13 protein-coding genes, 1 tRNA gene and 1 pseudogene are annotated in these 23528 nt (G+C 68.8%); 4 read left to right on the top strand and 11 right to left on the bottom strand.

Translation table 11 applies throughout. The annotated features are described in order from the left end of the window. Nucleotides 1-234: 234 nt before the first annotated feature. The 3 genes and pseudogenes from AB0H82_RS33475 (at nucleotide 235) to AB0H82_RS33465 (ending at nucleotide 4590) form a co-directional block, all read left to right on the top strand. Nucleotides 235-2595 (top strand): hypothetical protein, encoded by a 2361-nt coding sequence (locus AB0H82_RS33475; protein WP_362999283.1) that lies wholly within the window; start codon nucleotides 235-237, stop codon nucleotides 2593-2595. A gap of 554 nt (nucleotides 2596-3149) precedes the next feature. Beyond that, entirely contained in the window at nucleotides 3150-3353 is a 204-nt protein-coding gene (locus AB0H82_RS33470) for a helix-turn-helix domain-containing protein (RefSeq protein ID WP_362999282.1), read from the top strand. A 63-nt stretch (nucleotides 3354-3416) separates the two neighbouring features. Continuing rightward, nucleotides 3417-4590 (top strand): annotated as a pseudogene (locus tag AB0H82_RS33465) (tyrosine-type recombinase/integrase). A gap of 47 nt (nucleotides 4591-4637) precedes the next feature. On the opposite strand, the gene AB0H82_RS33460 reads toward AB0H82_RS33465, so the two are convergent. The 11 genes from AB0H82_RS33460 to bldG all read right to left on the bottom strand — a co-directional run bounded on the left by AB0H82_RS33460 (nucleotide 4638) and on the right by bldG (nucleotide 20744). After that, a tRNA-Thr gene (locus AB0H82_RS33460) sits at nucleotides 4638-4711 on the bottom strand. Between the two features lie 84 nt (nucleotides 4712-4795). Next, a complete protein-coding gene (locus tag AB0H82_RS33455; RefSeq protein ID WP_362999281.1) occupies nucleotides 4796-6409 on the bottom strand; it encodes an alpha/beta hydrolase in 1614 nt (537 codons plus the stop codon). A 132-nt stretch (nucleotides 6410-6541) separates the two neighbouring features. Next, complete coding sequence (locus AB0H82_RS33450) at nucleotides 6542-7747, bottom strand: DNA polymerase III subunit delta' (protein ID WP_362999280.1); 1206 nt, start codon at nucleotides 7745-7747, stop codon at nucleotides 6542-6544. Nucleotides 7748-7854: 107 nt separating this feature from the next. Further along, nucleotides 7855-11040, bottom strand: a complete 3186-nt coding sequence (gene tmk / locus AB0H82_RS33445) for a dTMP kinase (protein ID WP_362999279.1) — start codon at nucleotides 11038-11040, stop codon at nucleotides 7855-7857. A 96-nt stretch (nucleotides 11041-11136) separates the two neighbouring features. Continuing rightward, nucleotides 11137-13962 carry a type I DNA topoisomerase gene (topA, locus tag AB0H82_RS33440; RefSeq protein ID WP_362999278.1) on the bottom strand — a complete coding sequence of 942 codons (2826 nt, stop codon included), beginning with the start codon at nucleotides 13960-13962 and terminating at the stop codon, nucleotides 11137-11139. A 324-nt stretch (nucleotides 13963-14286) separates the two neighbouring features. Continuing rightward, nucleotides 14287-14484, bottom strand: a complete 198-nt coding sequence (locus AB0H82_RS33435; RefSeq protein ID WP_362999277.1) for a hypothetical protein — start codon at nucleotides 14482-14484, stop codon at nucleotides 14287-14289. A gap of 219 nt (nucleotides 14485-14703) precedes the next feature. Then, nucleotides 14704-16230 carry a class I SAM-dependent methyltransferase gene (locus tag AB0H82_RS33430; RefSeq protein ID WP_362999276.1) on the bottom strand — a complete coding sequence of 509 codons (1527 nt, stop codon included), beginning with the start codon at nucleotides 16228-16230 and terminating at the stop codon, nucleotides 14704-14706. 85 nt (nucleotides 16231-16315) lie between these two features. Further along, the gene (locus AB0H82_RS33425; RefSeq protein WP_362999275.1) at nucleotides 16316-16885 is read right to left on the bottom strand and encodes a small secreted protein; all 570 of its coding nucleotides are present in this window, start codon (nucleotides 16883-16885) and stop codon (nucleotides 16316-16318) included. A 215-nt stretch (nucleotides 16886-17100) separates the two neighbouring features. Beyond that, nucleotides 17101-19503, bottom strand: a complete 2403-nt coding sequence (locus AB0H82_RS33420; RefSeq protein WP_362999274.1) for a sodium-translocating pyrophosphatase — start codon at nucleotides 19501-19503, stop codon at nucleotides 17101-17103. A gap of 301 nt (nucleotides 19504-19804) precedes the next feature. Further along, the gene (locus AB0H82_RS33415; RefSeq protein ID WP_362999273.1) at nucleotides 19805-20239 is read right to left on the bottom strand and encodes an ATP-binding protein; all 435 of its coding nucleotides are present in this window, start codon (nucleotides 20237-20239) and stop codon (nucleotides 19805-19807) included. Between the two features lie 163 nt (nucleotides 20240-20402). Next, nucleotides 20403-20744 carry an anti-sigma factor antagonist BldG gene (gene bldG, locus AB0H82_RS33410; RefSeq protein ID WP_362999272.1) on the bottom strand — a complete coding sequence of 114 codons (342 nt, stop codon included), beginning with the start codon at nucleotides 20742-20744 and terminating at the stop codon, nucleotides 20403-20405. A gap of 80 nt (nucleotides 20745-20824) precedes the next feature. Between bldG and AB0H82_RS33405 the strand changes: the two genes are divergently transcribed. Continuing rightward, nucleotides 20825-23296 carry a DEAD/DEAH box helicase gene (locus AB0H82_RS33405; RefSeq protein ID WP_362999271.1) on the top strand — a complete coding sequence of 824 codons (2472 nt, stop codon included), beginning with the start codon at nucleotides 20825-20827 and terminating at the stop codon, nucleotides 23294-23296. The last annotated feature ends 232 nt before the right edge of the window (nucleotides 23297-23528 follow it).

Raw genomic sequence — 23528 nt, 5'->3', positions numbered from 1 at the left:
AAATGAGACCGCCGTTGGCGGCGTGATGGCAGGCGGCCCAGCGCCCACAACCGACGTGCAAGAACGGCCCCCTCCTTCTCTCCACGCTCTGCAGTACCAGAGGACCCCGCCACCCCCTCCGATCCGCTCGTGGCAGTCGGCACTCCAACGTCAGAGTGCGTGCTTCTGAACTCCTGCGGGATCCCCCAGCTGTCCGTAGCCTGGTAGCAGTGACAGGTTTCGGGGAGGCAGATCATGACTGACAAGCTCACACGCGAAATGATTCAGCGCTCTTATGCGAACCCCGAAACGCGAGAACGAATCTTGCGGATCGACCTCTTGTCTGAGTTTCTCGGGTCGTGCATTGTTTCCGAATCTTACGAAGTGCAGCCCAGACTCACCGCAGCCATCAAGCTTTCATCCGTCGGCAGCGGGTTGGTCAGTCGCACACAAAGCAACGCCAACCCCAGAAATGAATGCACACTCTCCGCCTTCTTGCAAGTATTTTGGAATGAGCTCCTGGTAGATCCAGACAAAACCAATATCGACGCGATCGAGAAAGTCATCTCCGACGAAATCAAAAAGGAGCGAGTCCTCTTTCCCTATATTTATGGGCGCGAGTTGTACGACAAAGCGTTGAATGAGCTCAAAGATAACAATGACAACTTGACCCACAAGGATACGATGACCCTCCTGGCTGGGACCCCTCAAGGGGTATTCCAGCTTCATGACTATGTGACAGGCCCCTGGGGGCTCGTGCGATCGCGGGAGATTCGATACTGCCCACCCTCCGTTTGGGTTCCTCTTTATCACTGCGATGATCTATCATGCTCTAGATTGCACAATGTGCTTCTCGAAACCGGAACATCAAAGATCGCCAAAGTGCGCACCAAGATGCGAGAGGTTCTATCTCGACAAGAGAGCGCAGAGAGCGAGTGGGGGGAGTTCTTGCGCGATTTGACTTCCGAACTCGTCAACCCCTTCTCATGGAGGCATTCAGCAGGGATCCCAGGCCTTATTGGGGATGCCTTTTCTGCAATGGAAATGCGCTTGCTCATACACGACCTGCTCAATGCTACCCAAGGTAAGCTACGAGCATCACTGTCTGAGCTTGGGCAAGAGGTGAAGGAGGCCGAAAAGTTCACCAATGACCTCACCGAAGCTCAGATGCTTCAGCTGATTCTCCTCTGTCGGGACGAAGAGATTATCGATGCACTGGACTCGCTAATTCTCTCGGGATCTATCATAATTCCATCGGCTGAAATACGCAGGTCGCCCAGAAGCGTTAAGGCCACGGGATACTTTGCTCTCGTTCCCGAGTGCGCGAGTCGAGGAGTTCGGTTCCTCGGAAACTCCTCACAAGCTCTTCTTCGAAGCCGCCATCTAATCTCCAACCTGTTCGACCTAAGCAATCCCACTCAGCGCGAAAGGCTTGAGTGGCTGATTCGTGGAACAGATGGCACTTCCTTTCAGGAACAATTGGATCAATTTGTATGCAGTGGCCCGCTTGATGACGCTCTCGGGTCACTCATCTTTGATAGTGGAGCAAACCTTGCAGCAGCGGAAAAGTTTGTCGGGATTGGGGCTCGTGCACGCGAGCGTTTGTCTAACGAAGAATCCCTAAGGAGAGCCATTACATGGCGGCTTGGCATTGACGGGCCGCCCGAATCTGACGTATTGGTTGATTTCCGTCAGTATGGGGCTCGACTTAGGGAACTAGCCATGCGAACGCATACTTACGCCTCCGCCGACCAAGCCGATATTAGAGCAGTCGCTTCCAACTTCTTCGTCAAGGTCGAGTGGCTACTCAAGGAGTATCTCAAGCTTGCGACCTGGGCGCTTCTACGCGACCACTACGCGACATCGGGTTTTGTTTACTCCCCTGAAGATGCAATTGCATTCACGGCGCAGGAGCTAAGTCGCGATCAAGCGGACGTTCACTTTCCTGCCGATGAGAAGTGGACGCTCCACCCCATGATTCGAGGGTTCGACATTCTCGCCGAACGCTTGAAAACATTGAAGTCAGATGAAACAACTCGACGACCTCTGGATGACTACCCCAAGATTCTGCGTTCCGCATCTCCTTATACGTTTCTATTTAAGCATATCCATCCGCACCTCGATTTGGATCCGGCAGCCGGGTCTCGCATTGTGGCGATGCTTTCGACCGCTGCGCAGAAACTGCAATCGGGAAAGGTCGACGAGATTCGGAATATCTTGCAACATACGAATCCAAAATTCCCGTCCCAAGATGAGGTACTAGGGGCAATAAACGCTGTCGAGACAGTACTTGCCGAGGCGGAAGAAGCGGGCTTCCTGCCGGTCGTATCACGTCTTCGCGAATCCCAAACAGACGGGTACGATCGGCGCACTTTGACTTTGGGAACGGCGAACGGAAAGACGCTTCGCCTGGTCCGACCCTCATCCTATTACTTGACGGGCCTACCACCTGTGTCAAAGGCTCAATATGTACTCAGGTCGGCCATCTATGAGGATTCAAGCGAAGTGCTTCGGCTCGCCATCCGCGAGGACTCTGAATATGCAAAACGCTGGTCTGACTATCCGAAGCGCCGCGGAGCCCGCGGGAAGTCGAATGCTAGCCACCTCGACGACTGACGTTACATCCAGCAAGTGGCCACGTAGAATTAGTGATCGGAGCGGAATTCCATAAAGCCATGGAACCGCCAAGACCAAGGTCTCTCCACCCTCCAACAGAGAAGGGAAGCAAGAGGAGCACCCAGGCGATGAGTGCTCCTCTTGCTGTTCGGCGCAGCGCGCCGCCCCCAAGGACGTGCCGCGCAGCGGCTCCTTCTTCACGCTTGAAGGCGCCACCGCCCACTACAGACACTCCCTCTTCTTTGTCCTAAGAGGGAAGACGCTGTGTCATGTACGTCACGCCGGACGCTAACGGCCCCTGACCTGCGACGGATGCCATGACGCAGACACCGAGCCCTGCGTCATCCTGCGTCATCTGCGTCACCCCCATGACGCGAACGATGCCGCACGCATGACGCATCCCTACACCACCTCGTCAGGCAAAGCAGCAGGTCAGAAGCCTAAATGTCGCTGATGACGCGATGACGCAGAAATCTGCACCTCGGACGCACACGGGCCATGGCCCCGAGCCAACTCCCCGAAGGCAAAGACGCACTGCCCAGGAGGCACCCCGGATGAGCACCACGCTCGCTGCCCCCGTCGATCGACTCCTGTACAAGCCGGAAGAGGCAGCCGAAGCACTCTCCATCGGCCGCTCCACCGTTTACGAGCTCATGGCCGAAGGCGCCCTGAAGTACATCAAGTTGGGCCGCACACGCCGCATTCGCCGCGCGGACCTTGAGGCGTACGTGGACAACCTCACCCCGCTCCCCAACTGATCAGAGACAGCCCCGAGGCGCCCCGAGCACACCGCTCGGGGCGCCTTCCGCATGGAGGAGCCCATGAGCCCCCGCAAGCCCAACATGGAATCGTTCATCTACCTCGGCGCCGACGGCTGGTACCACGGCCGCGTGACGATGGGCGTCAAGAACGACGGAAGCCCCTACCGCCGCCACCGCCGCGCCAAGGCCGAGCCCGAAATCAAGCGCAGGGTCCGGGAGTTGGAGCGCCTTCGCGACCAGGGACGCGCCCCCATCGCGGGCCGCAAGCCGACCGTCGCGAAGTGGATGGAGACCTACCTCACCGACATCGCCAGCCTCAAGCTCAAGCCGCGATCTCTGGACGACTACTGGTCGAAGACGCGCAACGACATCATCCCGGGAGTCGGCCAGCATCGCATCGACAAGCTCCGGCCGGAGCACCTGGAGCGAATGTACCGAGCGCTGCTCGATGCCGGGCGCGCTCCCTCTCACGTGGTGAAGGTGCACCGCATCCTGTCTCGCGCCCTGAAGATTGCCCACCGCCGCCGCCTCATCGGCGAGAACGTCGCCACGCTCGTGGACCCCCCGAGCGTCGACGAGACCGAGGCCAATCCCTTCACGCAGAAGGAAGCCAAGGCATTCCTCGAAGCAGCCTCAAAGCGGCCCACTCTCATGCGCTGGATCGTCGGCGTCGGCATGGGCTAAGGGATGCACGTAGCACGCGAGCGCCTGCCCCGAGCTCAAGGAAGGCGGTCTCGTCTTCACCCGCCCCAAGACCAAGAAGAGCCAGAACGCCGTACCGATCCCGCCCGTGTTCATTCCGTTCCTGCTCGACCACAAGGCACAGCAGGACGAGATGCGGACCGCAGCCGGTGAGCTGTGGCAGGAGACCGACGTCGTGTTCTCACGGCAGGACGGGCGCCCCCTCGACCCTCGCGCCGACTACGAAGAGTACAAGGAGCTGCTCAAGGAAACCGGGATCGATGACCGTCGCCTGTACGACGGGAGCCGCCACACTGCCGGCACCATCCTGAACGAGTTGGGCGTCGACATGCCCACGATCATGGAGATCCTGCGGCACACCCAGACCAGCCAGACGAGGCGCTACGTGAAGGGCAGATCGCACCTGTCGAAGGATGCGATGCGGCGCATGGGAGAGTTCTTCGCTCCGCCGTCTGCGGACCCCACTGAGACCAGAACTGAGACCGCCGACACCCGCGCGGCTCGGGCTCAGCGCCGCCGCCGCATCCGTTGAAAGCAAAAGCCCCAGGTCACGGCGAGTGAGTCCTGGGGCTTCCACAGAGCCGCCTTCGGGATTCGAACCCGAGACCTACGCATTACGAGTGCGTTGCTCTGGCCATCTGAGCTAAGGCGGCGCGCTGTCCGCACCATCGTGCGATCAGCAACGCGGCCAAGTCTACACAGTTTTTCAGAGCGCTCCGCACACCCCCTCCTGACGGCTATGAGCAGCGCTTTCCGTCCTTCGGGACGGTTCCCGCCAGGAGGTAGGCGTTGACCGTCGAGTCGACGCACTCGCTGCCGCGGCCGTACGCCGTGTGGCCGTCGCCCTCGTAGGTGAGGAGGTGGCCGGAGGAGAGCTGGGAGGCGAGGGCCTTCGCCCAGCGGTAGGGGGTGGCCGGGTCGCGGGTCGTGCCGGCGACGAGGATCGGCGCCGCGCCCTTCGCCTCGATGCGGTGCGGCGCTCCCGTGGCCCGCACCGGCCAGTACGCGCAGTTCAGCGAGGACCAGGCGAGGCCTTCGCCGAAGACCGGGGAGGCCTTGCGGAAGGAGGGCAGCGCCTTGCGGACCTCGGCCGGGGAGCTGAAGGACGGCGGCAGGTCCAGGCAGTTCACGGCGGCGTTGGCGAACATCAGGTTCGCGTACTTTCCTTCGGCGTCCCGCTCGTAGTAGGCGTCGGAGAGGGCGAGCAGGCCCGCCCCGTCCTTGTCCTCCATCGCCGAGGTGAGCGCGTCGCGCAGCTGGGGCCAGCCCGCCTCGTCGTACATCGCGGCGATCACGCCCGTCGTGGCGAGCGCCTCGCCGAGCTTCCTGCCGCCGAGCTCACCGACCTGACCGCCGCCGATGCCGCCGCTCCCCTTCACCGTCAACGGCTCACGGTCCAGGCCGCGGAAGAACGCCTTGAGGCGCCTGCCCGCGTCGTCGGGGCTCTCGGCGCCCAGCGGGCACTCCGCGCCGCGCGCCACGCAGTCCTTCGCGAAGGACCGGAACGCCGTCTCGAAGCCGGCCGTCTGGTCGCGGTTCATCCGCCGTGCGGGCAGCGACGGGTCCATCGCCCCGTCCAGGACCAGGCGGCCCACGCGGCGCGGGAAGAGCTCCGCGTACGTCGCGCCGAGGAAAGTGCCGTACGAGGCGCCGACGTACGACAGCTTCTCGTCGCCGAGCGCCGCCCGCAGGACGTCCATGTCGCGGGCCGCCTCGACCGTGGAGACGTGCGGAAGGACCTTGGCCGACCGCGCCTCGCAGCCCTCCGCGAACGTCTCGAAGGCGGCGCGCAGGCCGTCCGTCTCACGCTGGTCGTCGGGGGTGACGTCGGTCTGCGTGTACGTGTCCATGCGCTTGCCGTCGAGGCAGGTGACGGGCTCACTGCGGGCCACCCCGCGCGGGTCGACGGCGACCATGTCGTAGCGGGCCCGGACCTCCGCGGGGTAGCCGAGTGCCGCGTACGACTGGAGGTAGCCGATCGCCGAGCCGCCGGGGCCGCCCGGATTGACCAGGAGCGAGCCGAGGCGGCCCTTCTTCTTGGTGGCCTGCTTGCGGGCGACCGCCAGCTCGATGTCGCCCGCCGCGGGCTCGGCGTAGTCGAGCGGGGCCTTCATGGTGGCGCACTCGAATCCGGGGGCGCCGCACTCGTGCCAGCTCAGCTTCTGCCCGTAGTACGGGGCGAGCTCCGCGGGCGTCGAGCGGGACAGTGACGCCATCGAAGCGTCCGCCGTCGAACTTCCGGACGAACAGCCGGACATGAGCAGCCCGGCGGTCACGAACAGAGTGCCGCACGTACGGAAGGGGAGGTGATGGCTGCGACGGCTGCGACGGCCGTGACGGCTGAGGTCCATCACGCGAGCGTAACTCTCCGAGAGCGAGTGATTACGCAGCGCGCTCGTACGAGTGAATCCGAACCCCGAGTCGGATCCGAGCATCCCGAGCTGTCCGCGCAGCCCGCCGATCCGCGTCCCGGCCGGGGGCGTTCACCCCGCCCGCAGCGCCACCGTCATGGCCTCGACCGCGAGCAGCGGTGCCACGTTCCGGTCGAGGGCGGTGCGGCAGGCGCCGATGGCCTCGATGCGGCGCAGCGTGGATTCGGGCGAGGTCCCGAGGGCCATGCGCTCCAGCATGTCCTGCACCTCGGTGTTGGCGATGGCCACCCGCGAGCCGAGCTGCAGGGCGAGAACGTCCCGGTAGAGCCCGGTCAGCTCGGTGAGCGCGAGGTCGAGGCTGTCGCGCTGCGTGCGGGTCTTGCGGCGCTTCTGTCTGTCCTCCAGCTCCTTCATCACGCCGGCCGTGCCGCGCGGCATCCGGCCGCCCTGCCCGCCGCCGAGCGCCGCCTTCAGATCCTCGGTCTCCTTGCCGTCGACCTCCTCGGCGACCTGCTTCGCGTCCTCGGTCGCCGTGTCGATCAGCTCCTGCGCGGCCTTGAGGCAGCCGCCGATCTCCGTCACCCGCATCGGCAGCTTCAGGACGGCGGCCCTGCGCTCACGCGCGCGCGGGTCGGTCGCGAGCCGCCGGGCGCGGCCGATGTGGCCCTGGGTGGCGCGCGCCACGGCCGCGGCGACGTCCGGCTCGATGCCGTCTCTCCGTACGAGCACGTCGGCGACCGCGTCCACGCGCGGCGTGCTCAGCGTCAGGTGGCGGCAGCGGGAGCGGATGGTGGGCAGCACGTCCTCCAGAGAGGGCGCGCAGAGCAGCCACACCGTGCGGGGGGCGGGCTCCTCCACGGCCTTCAGGAGGACGTTCCCCGCGCCCTCGGTGAGGCGGTCGGCGTCCTCCAGGACGATGACCTGCCAGCGTCCGACGGCGGGCGAGAGCTGTGCCCGGCGGACGAGGTCGCGGGTCTCCTTCACACCGATGGAGAGCAGGTCCGTGCGCACCACTTCCACGTCGGCGTGGGTGCCGATCAGGCTGGTGTGGCAGCCGTCGCAGAAGCCGCAGCCGGGGGCGCCGCCGAGCGCCCGGTCCGGGCTGGTGCACTGCAGCGCGGCGGCGAAGGCGCGCGCGGCGGTGGCGCGGCCGGAGCCGGGCGGGCCCGTGAACAGCCAGGCGTGCGTCATCTTCGACGCCTCCGGCGGCGGGGTGCCCGTGGCGGCCGCCGTCACCAGCGCGTCGGCGTCCCGGGCGGCGGCGCCCAGCTGCTCGCTCACCCGCTCCTGCCCCACCAGGTCGTCCCACACGCTCATGGGGTCACCGCCTTACGCTGCGCTCTGCTCCTGCCCGGACCGCCCATCGCCTGCCCGGACTGCCCATTGTGGAGGACACCTCTGACAATCCGGTCCGGCCGCGGTGCTCAGCGACCTCGTCGGCCGCGCCGCGCCCGGCCGTCACCGTCGTCGTCCGGGGCGTCCTCGTCCTCGTGCGACCCGAGCAGTTCGTCCGCCAGCGACGGCAGGTCGTCCAGCGGCGTCTCCTCGGCCCACTCGGAGGACGGCCGCCGGGGCACGCCCTGCTCGTCGACCTCGATCTGGGGCAGCTCGCGGGTCCGGTCGTCGGAACCGTCGGGCGAGGGCGCACTCGCGGGCCGCTCGTCCCGGAAGTACCCCGGCGGCACCTTGTCCTCCTGGACGGCCGGCAGCACGGCCGTCTCGTCGGCGGCACCAGCGGGTGCGGGCGGCTGCGGCAGCACCGCGGTGTCCTCCGCGTCGGGACCCTTCGTACCGGGACCCTCGGCGCCGACCGCCGGCAGGACGGCCGTCTCGTCGGCAGCCCCGGAAGGCGGCTGCACCACGGGCGTGGGCACGGTGGTCTCGTTGTCGGGCACGTCCGGCGCCACCGGCTCAGGAGCCGCCGTCTTCCGCTCAGGAGCAGAAGGAGCGGAAGGAGCAGACGGAGGGGCAGCCTTGCGAGTCGAGACCGGCGACGGGGCAGCCGGAGCCGAAGCAGCCGTGGCCGCGGCCGCCGAAGCCGCCGCGAGCCGCCGCGCCTCCTCCGCCCGCAGCAGCGCGGCCTCCGCCTTGCGCTGCTTCTCCAGGCGCCGCTCCTCCGCCTCGGCGCGCAGCCGCGCCTCCTCCTCGGCCTCCCGGCGGCGCCGCTCCTCCTCGGCCGCCCGTGCCTTCTCCTCGGCGAGGAGCCTGGCCTGCTCCTCCTCGGCCTTGCGGCGGGCCTCCTCGGCGCGCTTCCTGGCCTCCTCGGCCTGCCGCTCGGCCTCGCGGCGCTGGGCCTCCTCCAGCTCGCGCCGCTTGCGCTCCTCCTCCTCGGCGCGGAGCTTGGCGAGCTGCTCCTGGCGCTCGCGTTCGAGCCGCTCCTCCTCGGCCTTGCGCGCGGCCTCTTCCTCGGCCTTGCGCCGCGCCTCCTCCTCGGCGGCCCTGCGGGCCTCCTCGCGTGCCTTCACCTCGGCTTCGGAGAGCGGGAGCACCAGGTCGAGCCGGTGCCGGATGACGGTCGTGACCGCCTCCGGCTCCTGGGCCGCGTCGACGATCAGGTACCGCCCCGGGTCGGCGGCGGCGAGCGTGAGGAAACCGGAGCGCACGCGCGCGTGGAACTCGGCGGGCTCCGACTCAAGGCGGTCGGGTGCCTCCGTGAACCGCTCGCGGGCGGCCTCGGGAGACACGTCGAGCAGGCACGTCAGGTTCGGTACGAGGCCGCCGGTCGCCCAGCGGTTGATGCGGGCGATCTCGGTCGGCGACAGGTCGCGCCCGGCGCCCTGGTAGGCGACGGACGAGTCGATGTAGCGGTCGGAGATGACCACGGCGCCGCGTTCGAGAGCGGGGCGTACGACGGTGTCGACGTGCTCCGCGCGGTCGGCGGCGTACAGGAGCGCCTCGGAACGGTGCGAGAGACCGGCCGACGACACGTCGAGGAGGATCGACCGCAGCCGCTTGCCGACGGGCGTCGCGCCCGGCTCACGCGTGACGACGACCTCGTGCCCCTTGGCGCGGATCCACTCGGCGAGCGCCTCGGCCTGCGTCGACTTGCCCGCGCCGTCGCCGCCCTCCAGGGCGATGAAGAAGCCGGTGCCGCACGGCACCTGTGCCGGGTCGTCGCCGCCGCGCAGCGCGTCCAGCAGGTCGCGCCGGAGCGGTATGCCCTGGCGGTCGTCGGCCTTGGCGAGGACCAGCGCGGCCACCGGCAGCAGCAGCGCGCCGACCAGCATCAGCGTGAAGGCGGCGCCGCCGTGGTCGAAGACGAACTTGCCGTTGACCATGCGGTGCGGCCCGATCGCGGCGGCGACCACCGGGGCCACCAGCGCGCCGAGCGCGAGGACGAGGCGTACGACGGCGTGGAGGTGCTCCGTGGTGCGGGCCCTGCGGTAGTCCTCGACCTCCTGGTCGAGGAGCGCGTGCCCGATGTTCGCCGCGACGCCCGCGCAGACCCCGGTGAGGGCCAGGAGCAGCAGCACGGTGGTCACGTCGGGCACGAGGCCCGCGGCGAGCAGCGCGACGCCGGTGAGGGCAATGGCGAGGGCGAGCAGCCGGCGGCGCGAGAGCGAGGGCAGCAGGGCCGGCGCGACGCGGATGCCGACGGCGGTGCCGCCGGTCAGGGCGAGGACGATCAGGCCGTACGTGACGGGCCCGCCGCCCAGGTCCTTGGCGTGCAGCACGGCGACGGCGACGGCCGCCGCGACGGCTCCGGCGACGGCGGCGCAGGCCGCGACGAAGTGCGGGATCGCGCCGGTGCGGCCCTTGTCGGGGCCGGTGCCGGTGCGCGGCCTGCGCAGCCCTTCGAGGGGGCTACGCGCGCGTGGCGTCTGCGTACCGGGAAGTTCGAGGAAGTAGAGGATCGAGAGCGACGCGGCGAAGAGCCCGGCCGCCACGAAGGAGGCGAGGCCCGCCTGGTGCAGGTCGAACCAGTCGATGCCGGCGCCGAGGACGTTCCCGACGAGGGTGATGGCGACGAGGATCGCGGCCGCGACGGGCAGCGCCAGGAATCCCGTGCGCAGGGACAGGCGGCGCAGGGCGTCCATGTGGTCGGGCAGGGGCCGTATCGTCGCGCCCTCCAGGGGCGGCGCGGGCAGCAGCGCGGGCGCCGCGCTCTCCTTGGCGACCGTCCAGAAGCGCTCGGCGACGCCGACGACGAAGGCCGTCACCAGGATCACCGCGAGGGCGTCGTCCGGGGTCCAGTCGATCCACAGCGGCGCGACGACCAGCAGGGCGGTCCGCAGACCGTCGGCGCCGATCATGGTCCAGCGGCGGTCGAGCGGCCCGTCCGGAGAGGTGAGCGAGGTGAGCGGGCCGAGAAGCACCGCTCCGAAGAGCAGTGTCGCGAGAACGCGCGCTCCGAAGACGGCGGTCACGGCGAAGGCCGCTCCTCGGTAGCCGCCTCCGAAGGCACCTTCGGCGATGGACGACTGGAGCGCGAGGATCACCAGGACGAGCAGCGCGAGCGCGTCGCCGACACTGTCGACGAGGTGGGCACTCCACAACCGCTTCAGCTGCGGTACGCGCAGCAAGGCGCGTACGGCGCGCTCTCGGGAATCTGCGACCAGGGCGTCGTCGGGGGCCGGAATTCCGGCCGTTGGCTGCTCGGCACGCGTCATCCGTCCAGCCTATCTGGACGGACCCACTCCCCGAGGAGCCACCCGAACAAACGACCGTCCGGTCCGGGTGGCGCCCGCTGGGTGAGGTGTCGGAGGTCAGTCCTCCGAAGCGGCGGCCTTGCTGGAGGCCGCCGTCTTCTTGGCGGTGGTCTTCTTCGCCGTGGTGGTCTTCTTGGCCGCTGTCTTCTTGGCGGCCGTCTTCTTGGCGGGCGCCTTCTTGGCAGCGGTCTTCTTCACGGCCTTCTTCGCCGTCTTCTTGGCAGGACCCTTCGCCCGCTTCTCCGCGAGGAGCTCGTAGCCCCTCTCCGGAGTGATGTCCTCGACGGAGTCCGCCGCCCGCAGCGTCGCGTTCGTCTCGCCGTCCGTGACGTACGCCCCGAAGCGGCCGTCCTTGACGACGACCGGCTTTCCGCTGACCGGGTCCTCGCCGAGCTCCTTCAGCGGCGGCTTCGCGGCGGCGCGGCCACGCTGCTTCGGCTTGGAGTAGATCTCCAGGGCCTCTTCCAGCGTGATGGTGAAGAGCTGCTCCTCGGTCTCGATGGACCGCGAGTCGGTGCCCTTCTTCAGATACGGGCCGTACCGGCCGTTCTGCGCGGTGATCTCGATGCCCTCGGCGTCTGTGCCGACCACGCGCGGCAGGGACATCAGCTTGAGGGCGTCCTCAAGGGTGACCGTGTCGAGCGACATGGACTTGAAGAGGGAGGCCGTGCGCGGCTTGACCGCGTTCTTGCCGGTCTTGGGGGTGCCCTCGGGGAGGATCTCCGTCACGTACGGGCCGTAGCGGCCGTCCTTGGCGACGATCTGGTTGCCGGAGACCGGGTCGGCGCCCAGCTCGAAGTCGCCGCTCGGCTTGGCGAGCAGCTCCTCCGCGTACTCGACGGTGAGCTCGTCGGGCGCCAGGTCGTCGGGGACGTCCGCGCGCTGGTGGTTCTCGGAGTCGCGCTCGCCGCGCTCGACGTAGGGGCCGTAGCGGCCGACGCGCAGCACGATGTCGTTGCCGACAGGGAAGGACGACACCTCGCGGGCGTCGATGGCGCCGAGGTCGGTGACGAGCTCCTTCAGGCCGCCGAGGTGGTCGCCGTCGCCGTTGCCCGCGTCGGCCGCGCCGCCCGCGGCCTCGCCCTCGCCGAAGTAGAAGCGCCGCAGCCACGGCACGGCCTGCGCCTCACCGCGGGCGATGCGGTCGAGGTCGTCCTCCATCTTGGCGGTGAAGCTGTAGTCGACGAGCCGGCCGAAGTGCTTCTCCAGCAGGTTGACCACGGCGAAGCTCAGGAAGGACGGTACGAGCGCCGTCCCCTTCTTGAAGACGTAGCCGCGGTCGAGGATCGTGCCGATGATCGACGCGTACGTCGACGGGCGGCCGATCTCGCGCTCTTCCAGCTCCTTGACCAGCGAGGCCTCGGTGTAGCGGGCCGGCGGCTTGGTCGCGTGGCCGTCCACCGAGATCTCGTCGGCGGAGAGCGCGTCGCCCTCGCTGACCTGCGGGAGCCTGCGCTCGCGGTCGTCCAGCTCGGCGTTCGGGTCGTCGGCGCCCTCTACGTAGGCCTTGAGGAAGCCGTGGAAGGTGATGGTCTTGCCGGACGCGCTGAACTCGGCGTCGCGGCCGTCGGAGGCGCGGCCGCCGATCTTCACCGTGACGGAGTTGCCGGTGGCGTCCTTCATCTGGGAGGCGACGGTCCGCTTCCAGATCAGTTCGTAGAGCCGGAACTGGTCGCCGGTCAGGCCGGTCTCGGCGGGCGTGCGGAAACGGTCACCCGAGGGGCGGATCGCCTCGTGCGCCTCCTGCGCGTTCTTGACCTTCCCGGCGTACGTACGCGGCTTGTCCGGCAGGTAGTCGCTGCCGTAGAGCTGCGTGACCTGGGCCCGGGCGGCCGCGACAGCCGTGTCGGAGAGCGTCGTGGAGTCCGTACGCATGTAGGTGATGAAGCCGTTCTCGTACAGCTTCTGGGCCACCTGCATGGTCGCCTTGGCGCCGAAGCCGAGCTTGCGGCTCGCCTCCTGCTGCAGCGTCGTCGTACGGAAGGGCGCGTACGGCGAGCGGCGGTACGGCTTCGACTCGACGGAGCGTACGGCGAAGTCGGTGTCCCGCAGGGCGGCGGCCAGCGCGCGGGCGTTCGCCTCGTCCAGGTGCAGGGTGCCCGTGCTGCCCGCCTTGAGCTGGCCGACGGAGTTGAAGTCGCGGCCCTGGGCGACGCGCTTGCCGTCGACCGTGGTGAGGCGGGCGACGAGCTGCGACGGGTCGGACGCGTCGCCGGCGCGGCCGGTGCCGAAGGTGCCGGTCAGGTCCCAGTACTCGGCGGAGCGGAAGGCGATGCGCTCGCGCTCCCGCTCGACGACGAGGCGGGTGGCCACGGACTGGACGCGGCCGGCCGACAGGCGCGGCATGACCTTCTTCCACAGGACCGGCGAGACCTCGTAGCCGTAGAGGCGGTCGAGGATGCGGCGGGTCTCCTGGGCGTCGACCATGCGCTTGTTGAGCTCGCGCGGGTTGGCGACGGCGCTGCGGATCGCGTCCTTGGTGATCTCGTGGAAGACCATCCGGTGGACGGGGACCTTGGGCTTCAGGACCTCAAGGAGGTGCCACGCGATGGCTTCGCCCTCGCGGTCCTCATCGGTGGCGAGGAAGAGCTCGTCGGAGTCCTTCAGGAGGTCCTTGAGCTTCTTGACCTGCGCCTTCTTGTCGGCGTTGACGACATAGATGGGCGCGAAGTCGTGCTCGACGTCCACGCCGAGGCGGCGCACCTCGCCGGTGTACTTCTCCGGCACCTCCGCGGCGCCGTTGGGGAGGTCGCGGATGTGCCCGACGCTGGCCTCGACTACGTAGCCGGGGCCGAGGTAGCTCTTGATCGTCTTCGCCTTGGCAGGCGACTCGACGATGACGAGTCGGCGGCCGCCCTGTGCGGTCTCGCTGGTCGGGGACAACTTCGCTCTTCTCTCCGGTCGACGCTCGGTGGCAGTGCGCGGCGGCACCGCTCGGCCGCACCGCCCGGTGGCGCTGCGTGGTGGCAGGGCTCTGGCAGTGCGGTGGCAGTGCCCGCATGGCTTGCGTTGCGCTGTCGCTGCGGAGTGTGACGGTACATCCCGCCCCCGTGTCAAACGGGAAAAGCCCGCAACGGCCACTCGAACGGTAACCCGACTACCGCCATTCCTGCCGCCCGGCGTAGCCACCGCTCTTCCGGCACCCCGTGCGGCCGGCGCCCGCAGGACGACTGGAAGGAGAGGGTCCGCCGCGTCGTCGGCACCACGTCACAGCCGCGTGAAGCACCACACCCCGAGCAGCAGCGCGCCCGTTCCGGCGAGCAGGGCGAACGTCGCCGATGCGACGGGGTTCACACCCTGGGCGACGGGAGCGCGGTGCGCGACACGCGCACCGGTCCACAGCATCAGTCCGGCTCCGAACAGTGCGAACACCGTCCCGGCGAAGATCGCTGGTCCGCTCTCCATGGTCGTGCCTCCCCGTGCCGAGTTCCCCTGCCGGGAGGCTGGCACGCACGGGAATCGGGAGGACGACATCGGGGTGAACGGCGAGCGGCCCGCCCGTACACCTCACCCGAAAGCCCCGTACACCCCACCCGAAATGCCCCCTACGAGCTCCGAAATGCCCCGTACGAGCGTGATGTTGGCCGGTTTCCTCCCACCGCGCGGGTGCGGTGCGCAGACCCGCTACGCCCCGACCGGCAGCAGGAACCCCTGCTCCACGAGGAGCCTGATCTGCGCGGGCGTCCGGTCCCGCAGCAACACCGGGTCCTCCCCCACCAGTTGCGCGATGGCGTCCAGGATCCGCCCGGCGCTCAGCGAGCCGTCGCAGACGCCCGCGAACCCGGCGCCCACGGTGTCGACCTTGGTGGCCCGCCGCATCCCGCGGTTCTGGCGCAGCACGACATGCTCGGGGTCCTCGGCGCCCGGCAGCCCGACCTGTTCCTGCACGACCTCGTCGGCGAGCTTGAAGTGCCCGGCGAGTAGCGCGGCGTCGTCGTGCGTACGCAGGTACTCCTGCCGCTCGAAGAACTCCCGGACCGTGTCGCCGAGCGGCTGCTCGACGGGGTGCGGCCACTCCTCGACAGTGATGGACGGCTCATCGGATCCGGACTTCCTGAGCGTGATCCAGCCGAACCCGACGGCGCGTGTGCCCCGCGCCTCGAACTCGTCCAGCCACGCGTCGTACCGCGCCGCGTACTGCCCGGGGTCCGTGCGGTGGTCCCCGGCGTCCCGCAGCCACAGCTCGGCGTACTGCGTGATGTCCTGCACCTCGCGCTGCACGATCCAGGCGTCGCAGCCGCGCGGCACCCAGGACCGCAGCCGGTCCTGCCACTCCTCGCCGTCCACGTGCTGCCAGTTGGCCAGGAAGTGCGCGTACCCCCCTTCGTTCAACCGCTCCCCCGCCTCCTGAACGAGCGACCGGCACAGATCGTCCCCGCCCATCCCGCCGTCCCGGTAGGTCAGCCGCGCCCCCGGCGAGATCACGAAGGGCGGATTCGACACGATCAGGTCGTACGTCTCCTCCCCCACCGGCTCGAAGAGCGAGCCCTCGCGCAGATCGGCCTCCGGTGCCCCGGAGAGGGCCAGTGTGAGCCGGGTGAACCGCAGCGCCCTGGGGTTCAGGTCGGTGGCCGTCACGCGCGTGGCGTGCTGGGCGGCGTGCAGCGCCTGGATGCCGGAGCCGGTGCCGAGGTCGAGGGCGCACGCGACGGGCGTACGCACCGTGATGCCGGCCAGGGTGGTGGACGCGCCGCCGACCCCGAGGACGACGCCCTCGTCGTGGCTGCCGATGCCGCCCGCGCCGCCGACCGCGCAGCCCAGGTCGGAGACGATGAACCAGTCCTCACCGCCCGGCCCGCCGTACGGCCGCACGTCGACCGTCGCCCACAGCTCCCCGTCCCGCTCGGTCAGCCAGTCGCTCTCCAGGAGTACGCCGACGGGGAGAACGTCCGCCACGCGCGCGTGGGGCACGGATTCCTGCAGCAGGAAGAGGCGTACGAGCGCCGCGAGAGCACTGTCCCCTCGCGTGGCCCGCAGCGCCGGCACGGTCTCGCTGCGGGCGAGCGCCGTGTAGGCGGGGGCGCCGAGCAGTTCGAGGAGCCCGTCGGCGGTGAAGTCGGCGGCGAGCAGCGCGTCCCGCAGGGCGGCGGCTGCGTCGGGGCGGTCGGACGCGGGCAGGGGGAGGCTGGCGTTGCGGCTGGCGTTACTCACCCCTCCATTGTGGCCCGCCCGGTGCGCCGACGCCCCCGGCGCCGCCTGGGCGTCGGGGGCATCGGGAAGGTACGGCCGGAAGGGGTCAGTTCTTGGCGGAGGGCGTGGCGGACGCGCTCTTGCAGCTGTCCTGCTTGCCCATCGCCTTGCCGACCTCCCCCTCCTGCAGCTTCTCCAGCGCCTCGTTGCCGCTCTTGCTCAGCTTGTCGAGCTCTCCGGCGACGTCCTTGAGGCCGTCCGCGAAGTCCGCCTGGTTCTTGGTGTCCAGGCCGTCGACCTGCTTCTTCAGGTCGCCGTACGACTTGGAGATGGCGTTGAGCTCCTTGACGGCGTCGTCTGTCTTCTTCTTGCCGTCGTCGACCGGCGGCGCGCCCGCCTTCTTCACTGCGTCGCCCATCGACTTGTAGGCGTCGGACATGTCCTTGAACGCCTTGGAGTCGGTCTTCTGGACGTCGGCCGGCGAGCTGTTGTCGGAGGTCTCCTTCTGGATCGCGGCGTTGGCGTCCGCGATCTTCTTCGACTCCGGCTGGACGGAGTCGCAGACCTTCTTGGCCCAGTCGTCCAGTTCCTTGTTGCCGTCGTCGCTGCTGCACCCTGACAGAGCGAGTACCAGTACCGCACCGCCGGACAGTGCGGCTGCAAGCTTCTTGTTCACCGGATTGGTCCCTTCCGTGGCTCTCGGCCCCGGAACTTACACGCCAACTGGGCGACATCCGCATGCCGGGGGCCCGGTACTACCGCTATTGCAGCCATTTGCACCAAGCGGGGGAACGGTAGGGGCGCGAGAGAAGCCTCACGGGCGCCCCCGCTCACGCCGACGGGCGGACGGCGCATCAGAAAGCGCCGCCCGCCCGCGTGTTGCCGGAGCGGTTACGAGACCACGGCCGGGTCGGCCGACTTGGCCACCCGTCCCGAGTTGCCCTCGTCCCCGACGGCGATACCGCGCCGCTTGGAGACGTAGACCGCGCCGATGATGACCGCGATGGAGAGCCCCGCGATCAGCACCCGCATCCCGACGCTGGCGTCGTCCCCGTAGCTGAACTTGACGACCGCGGGCGCGATGAGCAGCGCCACCAGGTTCATCACCTTCAGCAGGGGGTTGATCGCCGGGCCCGCGGTGTCCTTGAACGGGTCGCCCACGGTGTCGCCGATGACGACCGCGGCGTGGGCCTCGCTGCCCTTGCCGCCGTGATGGCCGTCCTCGACGAGCTTCTTCGCGTTGTCCCAGGCACCACCGGAGTTGGCGAGGAAGACCGCCATCAGGGTGCCCGTGCCGATCGCGCCCGCGAGGAACGAGCCGAGCGCGCCGACACCGAGCGAGAACCCGACCGCGATCGGGGTGAGCACGGCGAGCAGACCCGGCGTGGCCAGCTCGCGCAGCGCGTCCTTGGTGCAGATGTCGACGACGCGCCCGTACTCCGGTTCCTCGGTGTAGTCCATGATCCCGGGGTGCTCGCGGAACTGCCGCCGCACCTCGTAGACCACGGCTCCCGCCGACCGCGACACCGCGTTGATAGCGAGTCCCGAGAAGAGGAAGACGACCGCGGCGCCGAGGATCAGGCCCACCAGGTTGTTGGGCTGTGAGATGTCCATCACCAGGTTCATCGGAGCGCCGTCGCCGAGTTTCTCGCCGACGTCCTTGGCCGCTTCCGCGATGGCGTCGCGGTACGAGCCGAAGAGCGCCGAGGCCGCGAGGACCGCGGTCGCGATGGCGATGCCCTTGGTGATGGCCTTGGTGGTGTTGCCGACGGCGTCCAGGTCGGTGAGCACCTGCGCGCCCGCGCCCTGGACGTCGCCGGACATCTCGGCGATGCCCTGCGCGTTGTCGGAGACGGGACCGAAGGTGTCCATGGCGACGATGACGCCGACGGTGGTGAGCAGTCCCGTACCGGCGAGCGCGACCGCGAAGAGGGCGAGCATGATCGACGTACCGCCGAGCAGGAACGCCCCGTACACGCCGAGCCCGATCAGGAGCGCGGTGTAGACCGCCGATTCCAGGCCGATGGAGATACCGGCGAGGACGACGGTGGCGGGACCGGTGAGCGAGGTCTTGCCGATGTCCTGGACGGGACGCCGGGTCGTCTCGGTGAAGTAGCCGGTGAGCTGCTGGATCAGTGCGGCCATCACGATGCCGATGGCGACGGCGACGAGCGCGAGGACCCGTGGATCGCCGTCGTGGGCCTTGATCGCGGCGTCCGTCACGCCGTCCAGGTCCGCGTACGTGGACGGCAGGTAGACGAAGACGGCCGCGGCCACGAGGACGAGCGAGATGACGGCGGAGATGAAGAAGCCGCGGTTGATGGCGCTCATTCCGCTGCGGTCGGAGCGCCGGGGCGCCACCGCGAAGATGCCGATCATCGCCGTCACGACACCGATGGCCGGGACGATCAGCGGGAAGGCGAGCCCGGAGTCGCCGAACGCCACCTTGCCGAGGATCAGCGCGGCGACGAGCGTCACGGCGTAGGACTCGAAGAGGTCGGCGGCCATACCGGCGCAGTCGCCGACGTTGTCGCCCACGTTGTCGGCGATGGTCGCGGCATTGCGCGGATCGTCCTCCGGAATGCCCTGCTCGACCTTGCCGACCAGGTCGGCGCCGACGTCGGCGGCCTTGGTGAAGATGCCGCCACCGACTCGCATGAACATCGCGATCAGCGCGGCGCCGAGGCCGAAACCTTCGAGCACCTTCGGCGCGTCGGCCGCGTAGACGAGCACCACACAGGAGGCGCCCAGCAGACCGAGCCCCACCGTGAACATGCCGACTACGCCGCCCGTGCGGAAAGCGATCTTCATGGCCTTGTGCGATACGGCGGTGAGATCCTTTTCAGGCTCGCCTTCTGCCGGAGTGGCCTCTCGGGCGGCGGCTGCCACACGAACGTTGCTGCGCACGGCGAGCCACATACCGATATAGCCGGTGGTCGCCGAGAACGCCGCTCCGACCAAGAAGAAGATCGATCGGCCGGCGCGCTGATTCCAGTCGTCCGCGGGCAGCAGCATGAGCAGGAAGAACACCACGACGGCGAATACGCCGAGAGTGCGCAGCTGGCGTCCCAGATAGGCATTCGCGCCCACCTGGATCGCTTTCGCGATCTTCTTCATGCTGTCGGTGCCCTCGCCTGCCGCGAGTACTTGTCGTACGAGCACACCCGCGACGACGAGAGCCGCGAGCGCGACGGCCGCGATGACCATCACGATGAGGCGGTTGTCGTCGGTCAGGACTGCGGCTGCGAAGGTTGAGGGGTGGTCAAACTGATGAGGGGTAGAAAGCCCCGCCATTCGTCCTCCTTGACGCTTGGGCTGAGCTCAAGATGTGGACGGATTGTAGGGAGCGGAACCTGATCAAAACAGAGCACCACAAACGGAATTGACCTGAGATCGCTTCTCAGCAAATGATCGGGGGCGAAGATTGGCCCCGAAAGCGGTAATGCCTCAAACCCGTTGACGTCGAAGATGTGGATCGCCGATCCGACGCCATTAAATGATCAAAATAAATGATCGAAAAATAAAAGGCCCTGTTCACCGTGGTGGTGACAGGGCCTACAGGGTGGTGACAGGGTCTGCGGAGTGGAGGGGGGCGTCAGGGCAGAAGCGTCGCCGGCGTCGTGGGCCACCTCATGCGGATGAGGCCGCCGGACTCGCCGGACGTGACCTCCACGTCGTCCACGAGGCCGCTGATGACCGCGAGGCCCATCTCGTCCTCGCCCTCCGCGTCGTCACCGTCGTCGAGCAGCGTGCCGGACGCCCGGCCACCGGGCGCCGCACGAGGCGCCTCGTCCCCGACCTCGATGGAGAACTGCTTCTCGTCCTCGATCAGCGCCACCCGCACCGGTGCGTTCACCCCGCTGCTCTGATGGAGCCCGACGGCACGCGTGCAGGCCTCACCGACCGCGAGCCTGACCTCGTCGAGGACGGCCTCGTCCACCCCGGCCCTGCGCGCCACCGCGGCCGCCACGAGGCGGGCAGTCCTGACGTGTTCGGGCAGCGCGCTGAAGCGGAGTTCAACGGTGGCCATGCATCCCCCTCGACAGACGCGCGTGCTGTCAGAGGGCCGGGCCCGCAGGCCCGGTCCCCTGCTGTACTGCCGTCCCGGACCCAAGGGCCCGGGACGTCTCACTTCCGGTCGGCCGCAGCCGCTCGGGCCGAATCGGCCGAAGCCACTCAGCCGAGGCCACCACTCAGTCGGTGGCCTGGACCGCTTCCTCGACCGAGGTGTGAATCGGGAACACCTTGGTGAGGCCGGTGATGCGGAAGATCTTCAGAATGCGCTCCTGGTTGCAGACCAGGCGCAGCGAGCCCTCATGGGCACGCACCCGCTTCAGGCCGCCGACCAGCACGCCGAGCCCGGTGGAGTCGAGGAAGTCCACGCCCTCCATGTCGACGACAAGATGGAAACTGCCGTCGTTCACCAGCTCGACCAACTGCTCGCGCAGCTTGGGCGCGGTATATACATCGATTTCGCCACCGACCTCGACGACCGTACGATCGCCGACGGTACGGGTCGACAGGGACAGGTCCACGGATCCTCCAGCACCTTGCTATCGAGCGGTCATCCCTCGGGACACCTCGGCAGAGCCCCCAGGACGGATCGCCAGCCGCGATGGCATTCAATCACTTACAGGCACGCATGCACGACGCCTTCGGACCATTGTCCATCCCGCCAGTGACACACTCGATGCCGATGGCCAAAATTTCTCCTCCCGGAGGACCCGCTGCGGGCGCCCCGGCAAGCACGTCCCCGCGGACCGTCCTGGACCGGCTCACCGCGGGGCCGAGCCGTGCATCGCGCGTCACTCATACGGAGCACCTGCCCCCGCGCGAGGCCCGGTATGCAGTCTGGCCCGACCGCATCCGGCCCGAGGTCATATCCGCCGTCCGGGCCGCGGGCATCGAGCACCCCTGGGCCCACCAGGCACAGGCCGCCGAGCACGCCCTGGACGGCGAGTCCGTGGTCGTCGCCACCGGCACCGCGTCCGGCAAGTCCCTGGCCTACCTCACACCCGTGCTCTCCGCCCTCCTCGACGGCTCCGAAGCGCCCAACGGCCGCGGCACCACCGCCCTGTACCTGGCCCCCACCAAGGCCCTCGCCGCCGACCAGCGCCGGGCCGTCCGCGAACTGGCCGCCCCCCTCGGCAACGCGGTGCGCCCCGCCGTGTACGACGGCGACACGCCCTTCGAAGAACGCGAATGGGTGCGTCAGTACGCCAATTACGTCCTGACCAACCCCGACATGCTGCACCGCGGAATCCTCCCCTCCCACCCCCGCTGGTCCTCCTTCCTGCGCGCCCTTCGCTACGTCGTCATCGACGAGTGCCACACCTACCGCGGCGTCTTCGGCTCCCACGTCGCCCAGGTCCTGCGCCGCCTCCGTCGCCTCTGCGCCCGCTACGGCTCCGAACCCGTCTTCCTCCTCGCCTCCGCCACCTCCGCCGACCCAGCGGCGTCCGCGGAGCGCCTCACCGGGGTGCCGGTGCGAGAGGTCGCCGACGACGCCTCACCCCGCGGCGACCTCGTCTTCGCCCTCTGGGAGCCGCCACTGACGGACCTGCACGGCGAGAAAGGCGCCCCTGTCCGCCGCACCGCCACCGCCGAGACCGCCGACCTCCTGACCGACCTCACCGTCCAGGGCGTCCGCTCCGTCGCCTTCGTACGCTCCCGGCGCGGCGCCGAACTCATCTCCGTCATCGCCCAGGAACGCCTCGCCGAGGTCGACCGCTCCCTCGTCCGCCGCGTCGCCGCCTACCGCGGCGGCTACCTCCCCGAGGAGCGCCGCGCCCTGGAACGCGCCCTGCACTCCGGCGAACTCCTCGGCCTCGCCGCCACCACCGCGCTCGAACTCGGCGTCGACGTCTCCGGATTGGACGCCGTCCTCATCGCCGGCTACCCGGGCACCCGGGCCTCCCTCTGGCAGCAGGCCGGGCGCGCCGGGCGGTCGGGGCAGGGCGCGCTGGCCGTGCTCGTCGCCCGGGACGACCCACTGGACACGTATCTCGTCCACCACCCCGAGGCGTTGTTCCAGCAGCCCGTGGAGTCCACGGTCCTCGATCCCGACAACCCGTACGTCCTCGCGCCCCACCTGTGCGCCGCCGCCTCCGAACTCCCCCTCGTCGAGGACGACTTCGCGCTCTTCGGCCCCACCGCCGAGGAACTGCTCCCACAACTGGAAGCCGCGAAGCTGCTCCGGCGCCGGACCAAGGCCTGGCACTGGACCCGGCGGGAGCGGGCCGCCGACCTCACCGACATCCGCGGCGAGGGCGGCAACCCCGTCCAGATCGTCGAGGAGGGCACGGGGCGGCTCCTCGGCACCGTCGACGCGTCCGCCTCGCACACCACCGTGCACGAGGGGGCCGTCCACCTCCACCAAGGGCGCACGTATCTCGTCCGCCACCTCGACCTGGAGGACTCCGTGGCCCTGGTCGAGGAGGCCGCTCCGCCCTACTCCACGACCGCTCGCGACACGACGGCGATCTCCATCCTGGAGACGGACACCGAGGTCCCCTGGGGCGCCGGGCGGCTCTGCTACGGCTCCGTCGAAGTCACCAACCAAGTCGTCTCCTTCCTGCGTCGCCGCGTCCTCACCGGCGAGGTGCTCGGCGAGACCAAACTCGACCTCCCTCCTCGTACGCTCCGCACGCGGGCGGTCTGGTGGACCGTCACCGAAGACCAACTGGACGCCGCCCGCGTCAATCCCGAGATCCTCGGCGGCGCCCTGCACGCCGCCGAGCACGCGTCCATCGGCATGCTGCCGCTGTTCGCCACGTGTGACCGATGGGACATCGGGGGCGTCTCCGTCCCGCTGCACCCGGACACGCTCCTTCCCACGGTGTTCGTGTACGACGGCCACCCCGGCGGGGCGGGCTTCGCCGAGCGGGCCTTCCACACGGCGCGGGAGTGGCTGACGGCCACGCGGCAGGCGATCGCCTCCTGCGAGTGCGAGGCGGGCTGCCCTTCGTGCATCCAGTCCCCCAAGTGCGGCAACGGCAACGAACCTCTGCACAAGCGGGGCGCGGTGCGGTTGCTTTCGGTTTTGTTGCGGGATGCGGGGGTGGGGGCGGGGGCGAGAGAGGGCTAGGGGTGGGGCTGGGGGGGCGGTGGGGCGGTGGGGGCAGGGCCTTGGGTGGTGGCTGGGTTCGCCTCCTGTTCGTCTGGGGGGGCGGGGCCGCGGGGGTATGTGCGAGGTCGCCTGGGGGTCTGCGCCTCGGGCTCGGTTGTGGGGCGGGGCCGCGGGGGTATGTGCGTACTCGCTATCCCTGCGCCACGCCTCAAGTCCAAAGGCGCCAGAGTGTGCTCGGTGCTCCGTTCGC

It is taken from the genome of Streptomyces sp. NPDC050732, assembly GCF_040654255.1.
In the GTDB taxonomy this organism is placed as follows: Bacteria; Actinomycetota; Actinomycetes; order Streptomycetales; family Streptomycetaceae; genus Streptomyces.
This window is presented reverse-complemented; position numbering and strand designations above follow the sequence as displayed.

Coding starts and splice junctions, on each gene's coding strand:
- AB0H82_RS33435 (WP_362999277.1), bottom strand. CDS start 14,484: ATGGAGAGCGGACCAGCGATCTTCGCCGGGACGGTGTTCGCACTGTTC.
- tmk (WP_362999279.1), bottom strand. CDS start 11,040: ATGACGCGTGCCGAGCAGCCAACGGCCGGAATTCCGGCCCCCGACGAC.
- AB0H82_RS33415 (WP_362999273.1), bottom strand. CDS start 20,239: ATGGCCACCGTTGAACTCCGCTTCAGCGCGCTGCCCGAACACGTCAGG.
- AB0H82_RS33450 (WP_362999280.1), bottom strand. CDS start 7,747: ATGAGCGTGTGGGACGACCTGGTGGGGCAGGAGCGGGTGAGCGAGCAG.
- AB0H82_RS33455 (WP_362999281.1), bottom strand. CDS start 6,409: ATGGACCTCAGCCGTCACGGCCGTCGCAGCCGTCGCAGCCATCACCTC.
- AB0H82_RS33405 (WP_362999271.1), top strand. CDS start 20,825: ATGGCATTCAATCACTTACAGGCACGCATGCACGACGCCTTCGGACCA.
- AB0H82_RS33420 (WP_362999274.1), bottom strand. CDS start 19,503: ATGGCGGGGCTTTCTACCCCTCATCAGTTTGACCACCCCTCAACCTTC.
- AB0H82_RS33470 (WP_362999282.1), top strand. CDS start 3,150: ATGAGCACCACGCTCGCTGCCCCCGTCGATCGACTCCTGTACAAGCCG.
- AB0H82_RS33475 (WP_362999283.1), top strand. CDS start 235: ATGACTGACAAGCTCACACGCGAAATGATTCAGCGCTCTTATGCGAAC.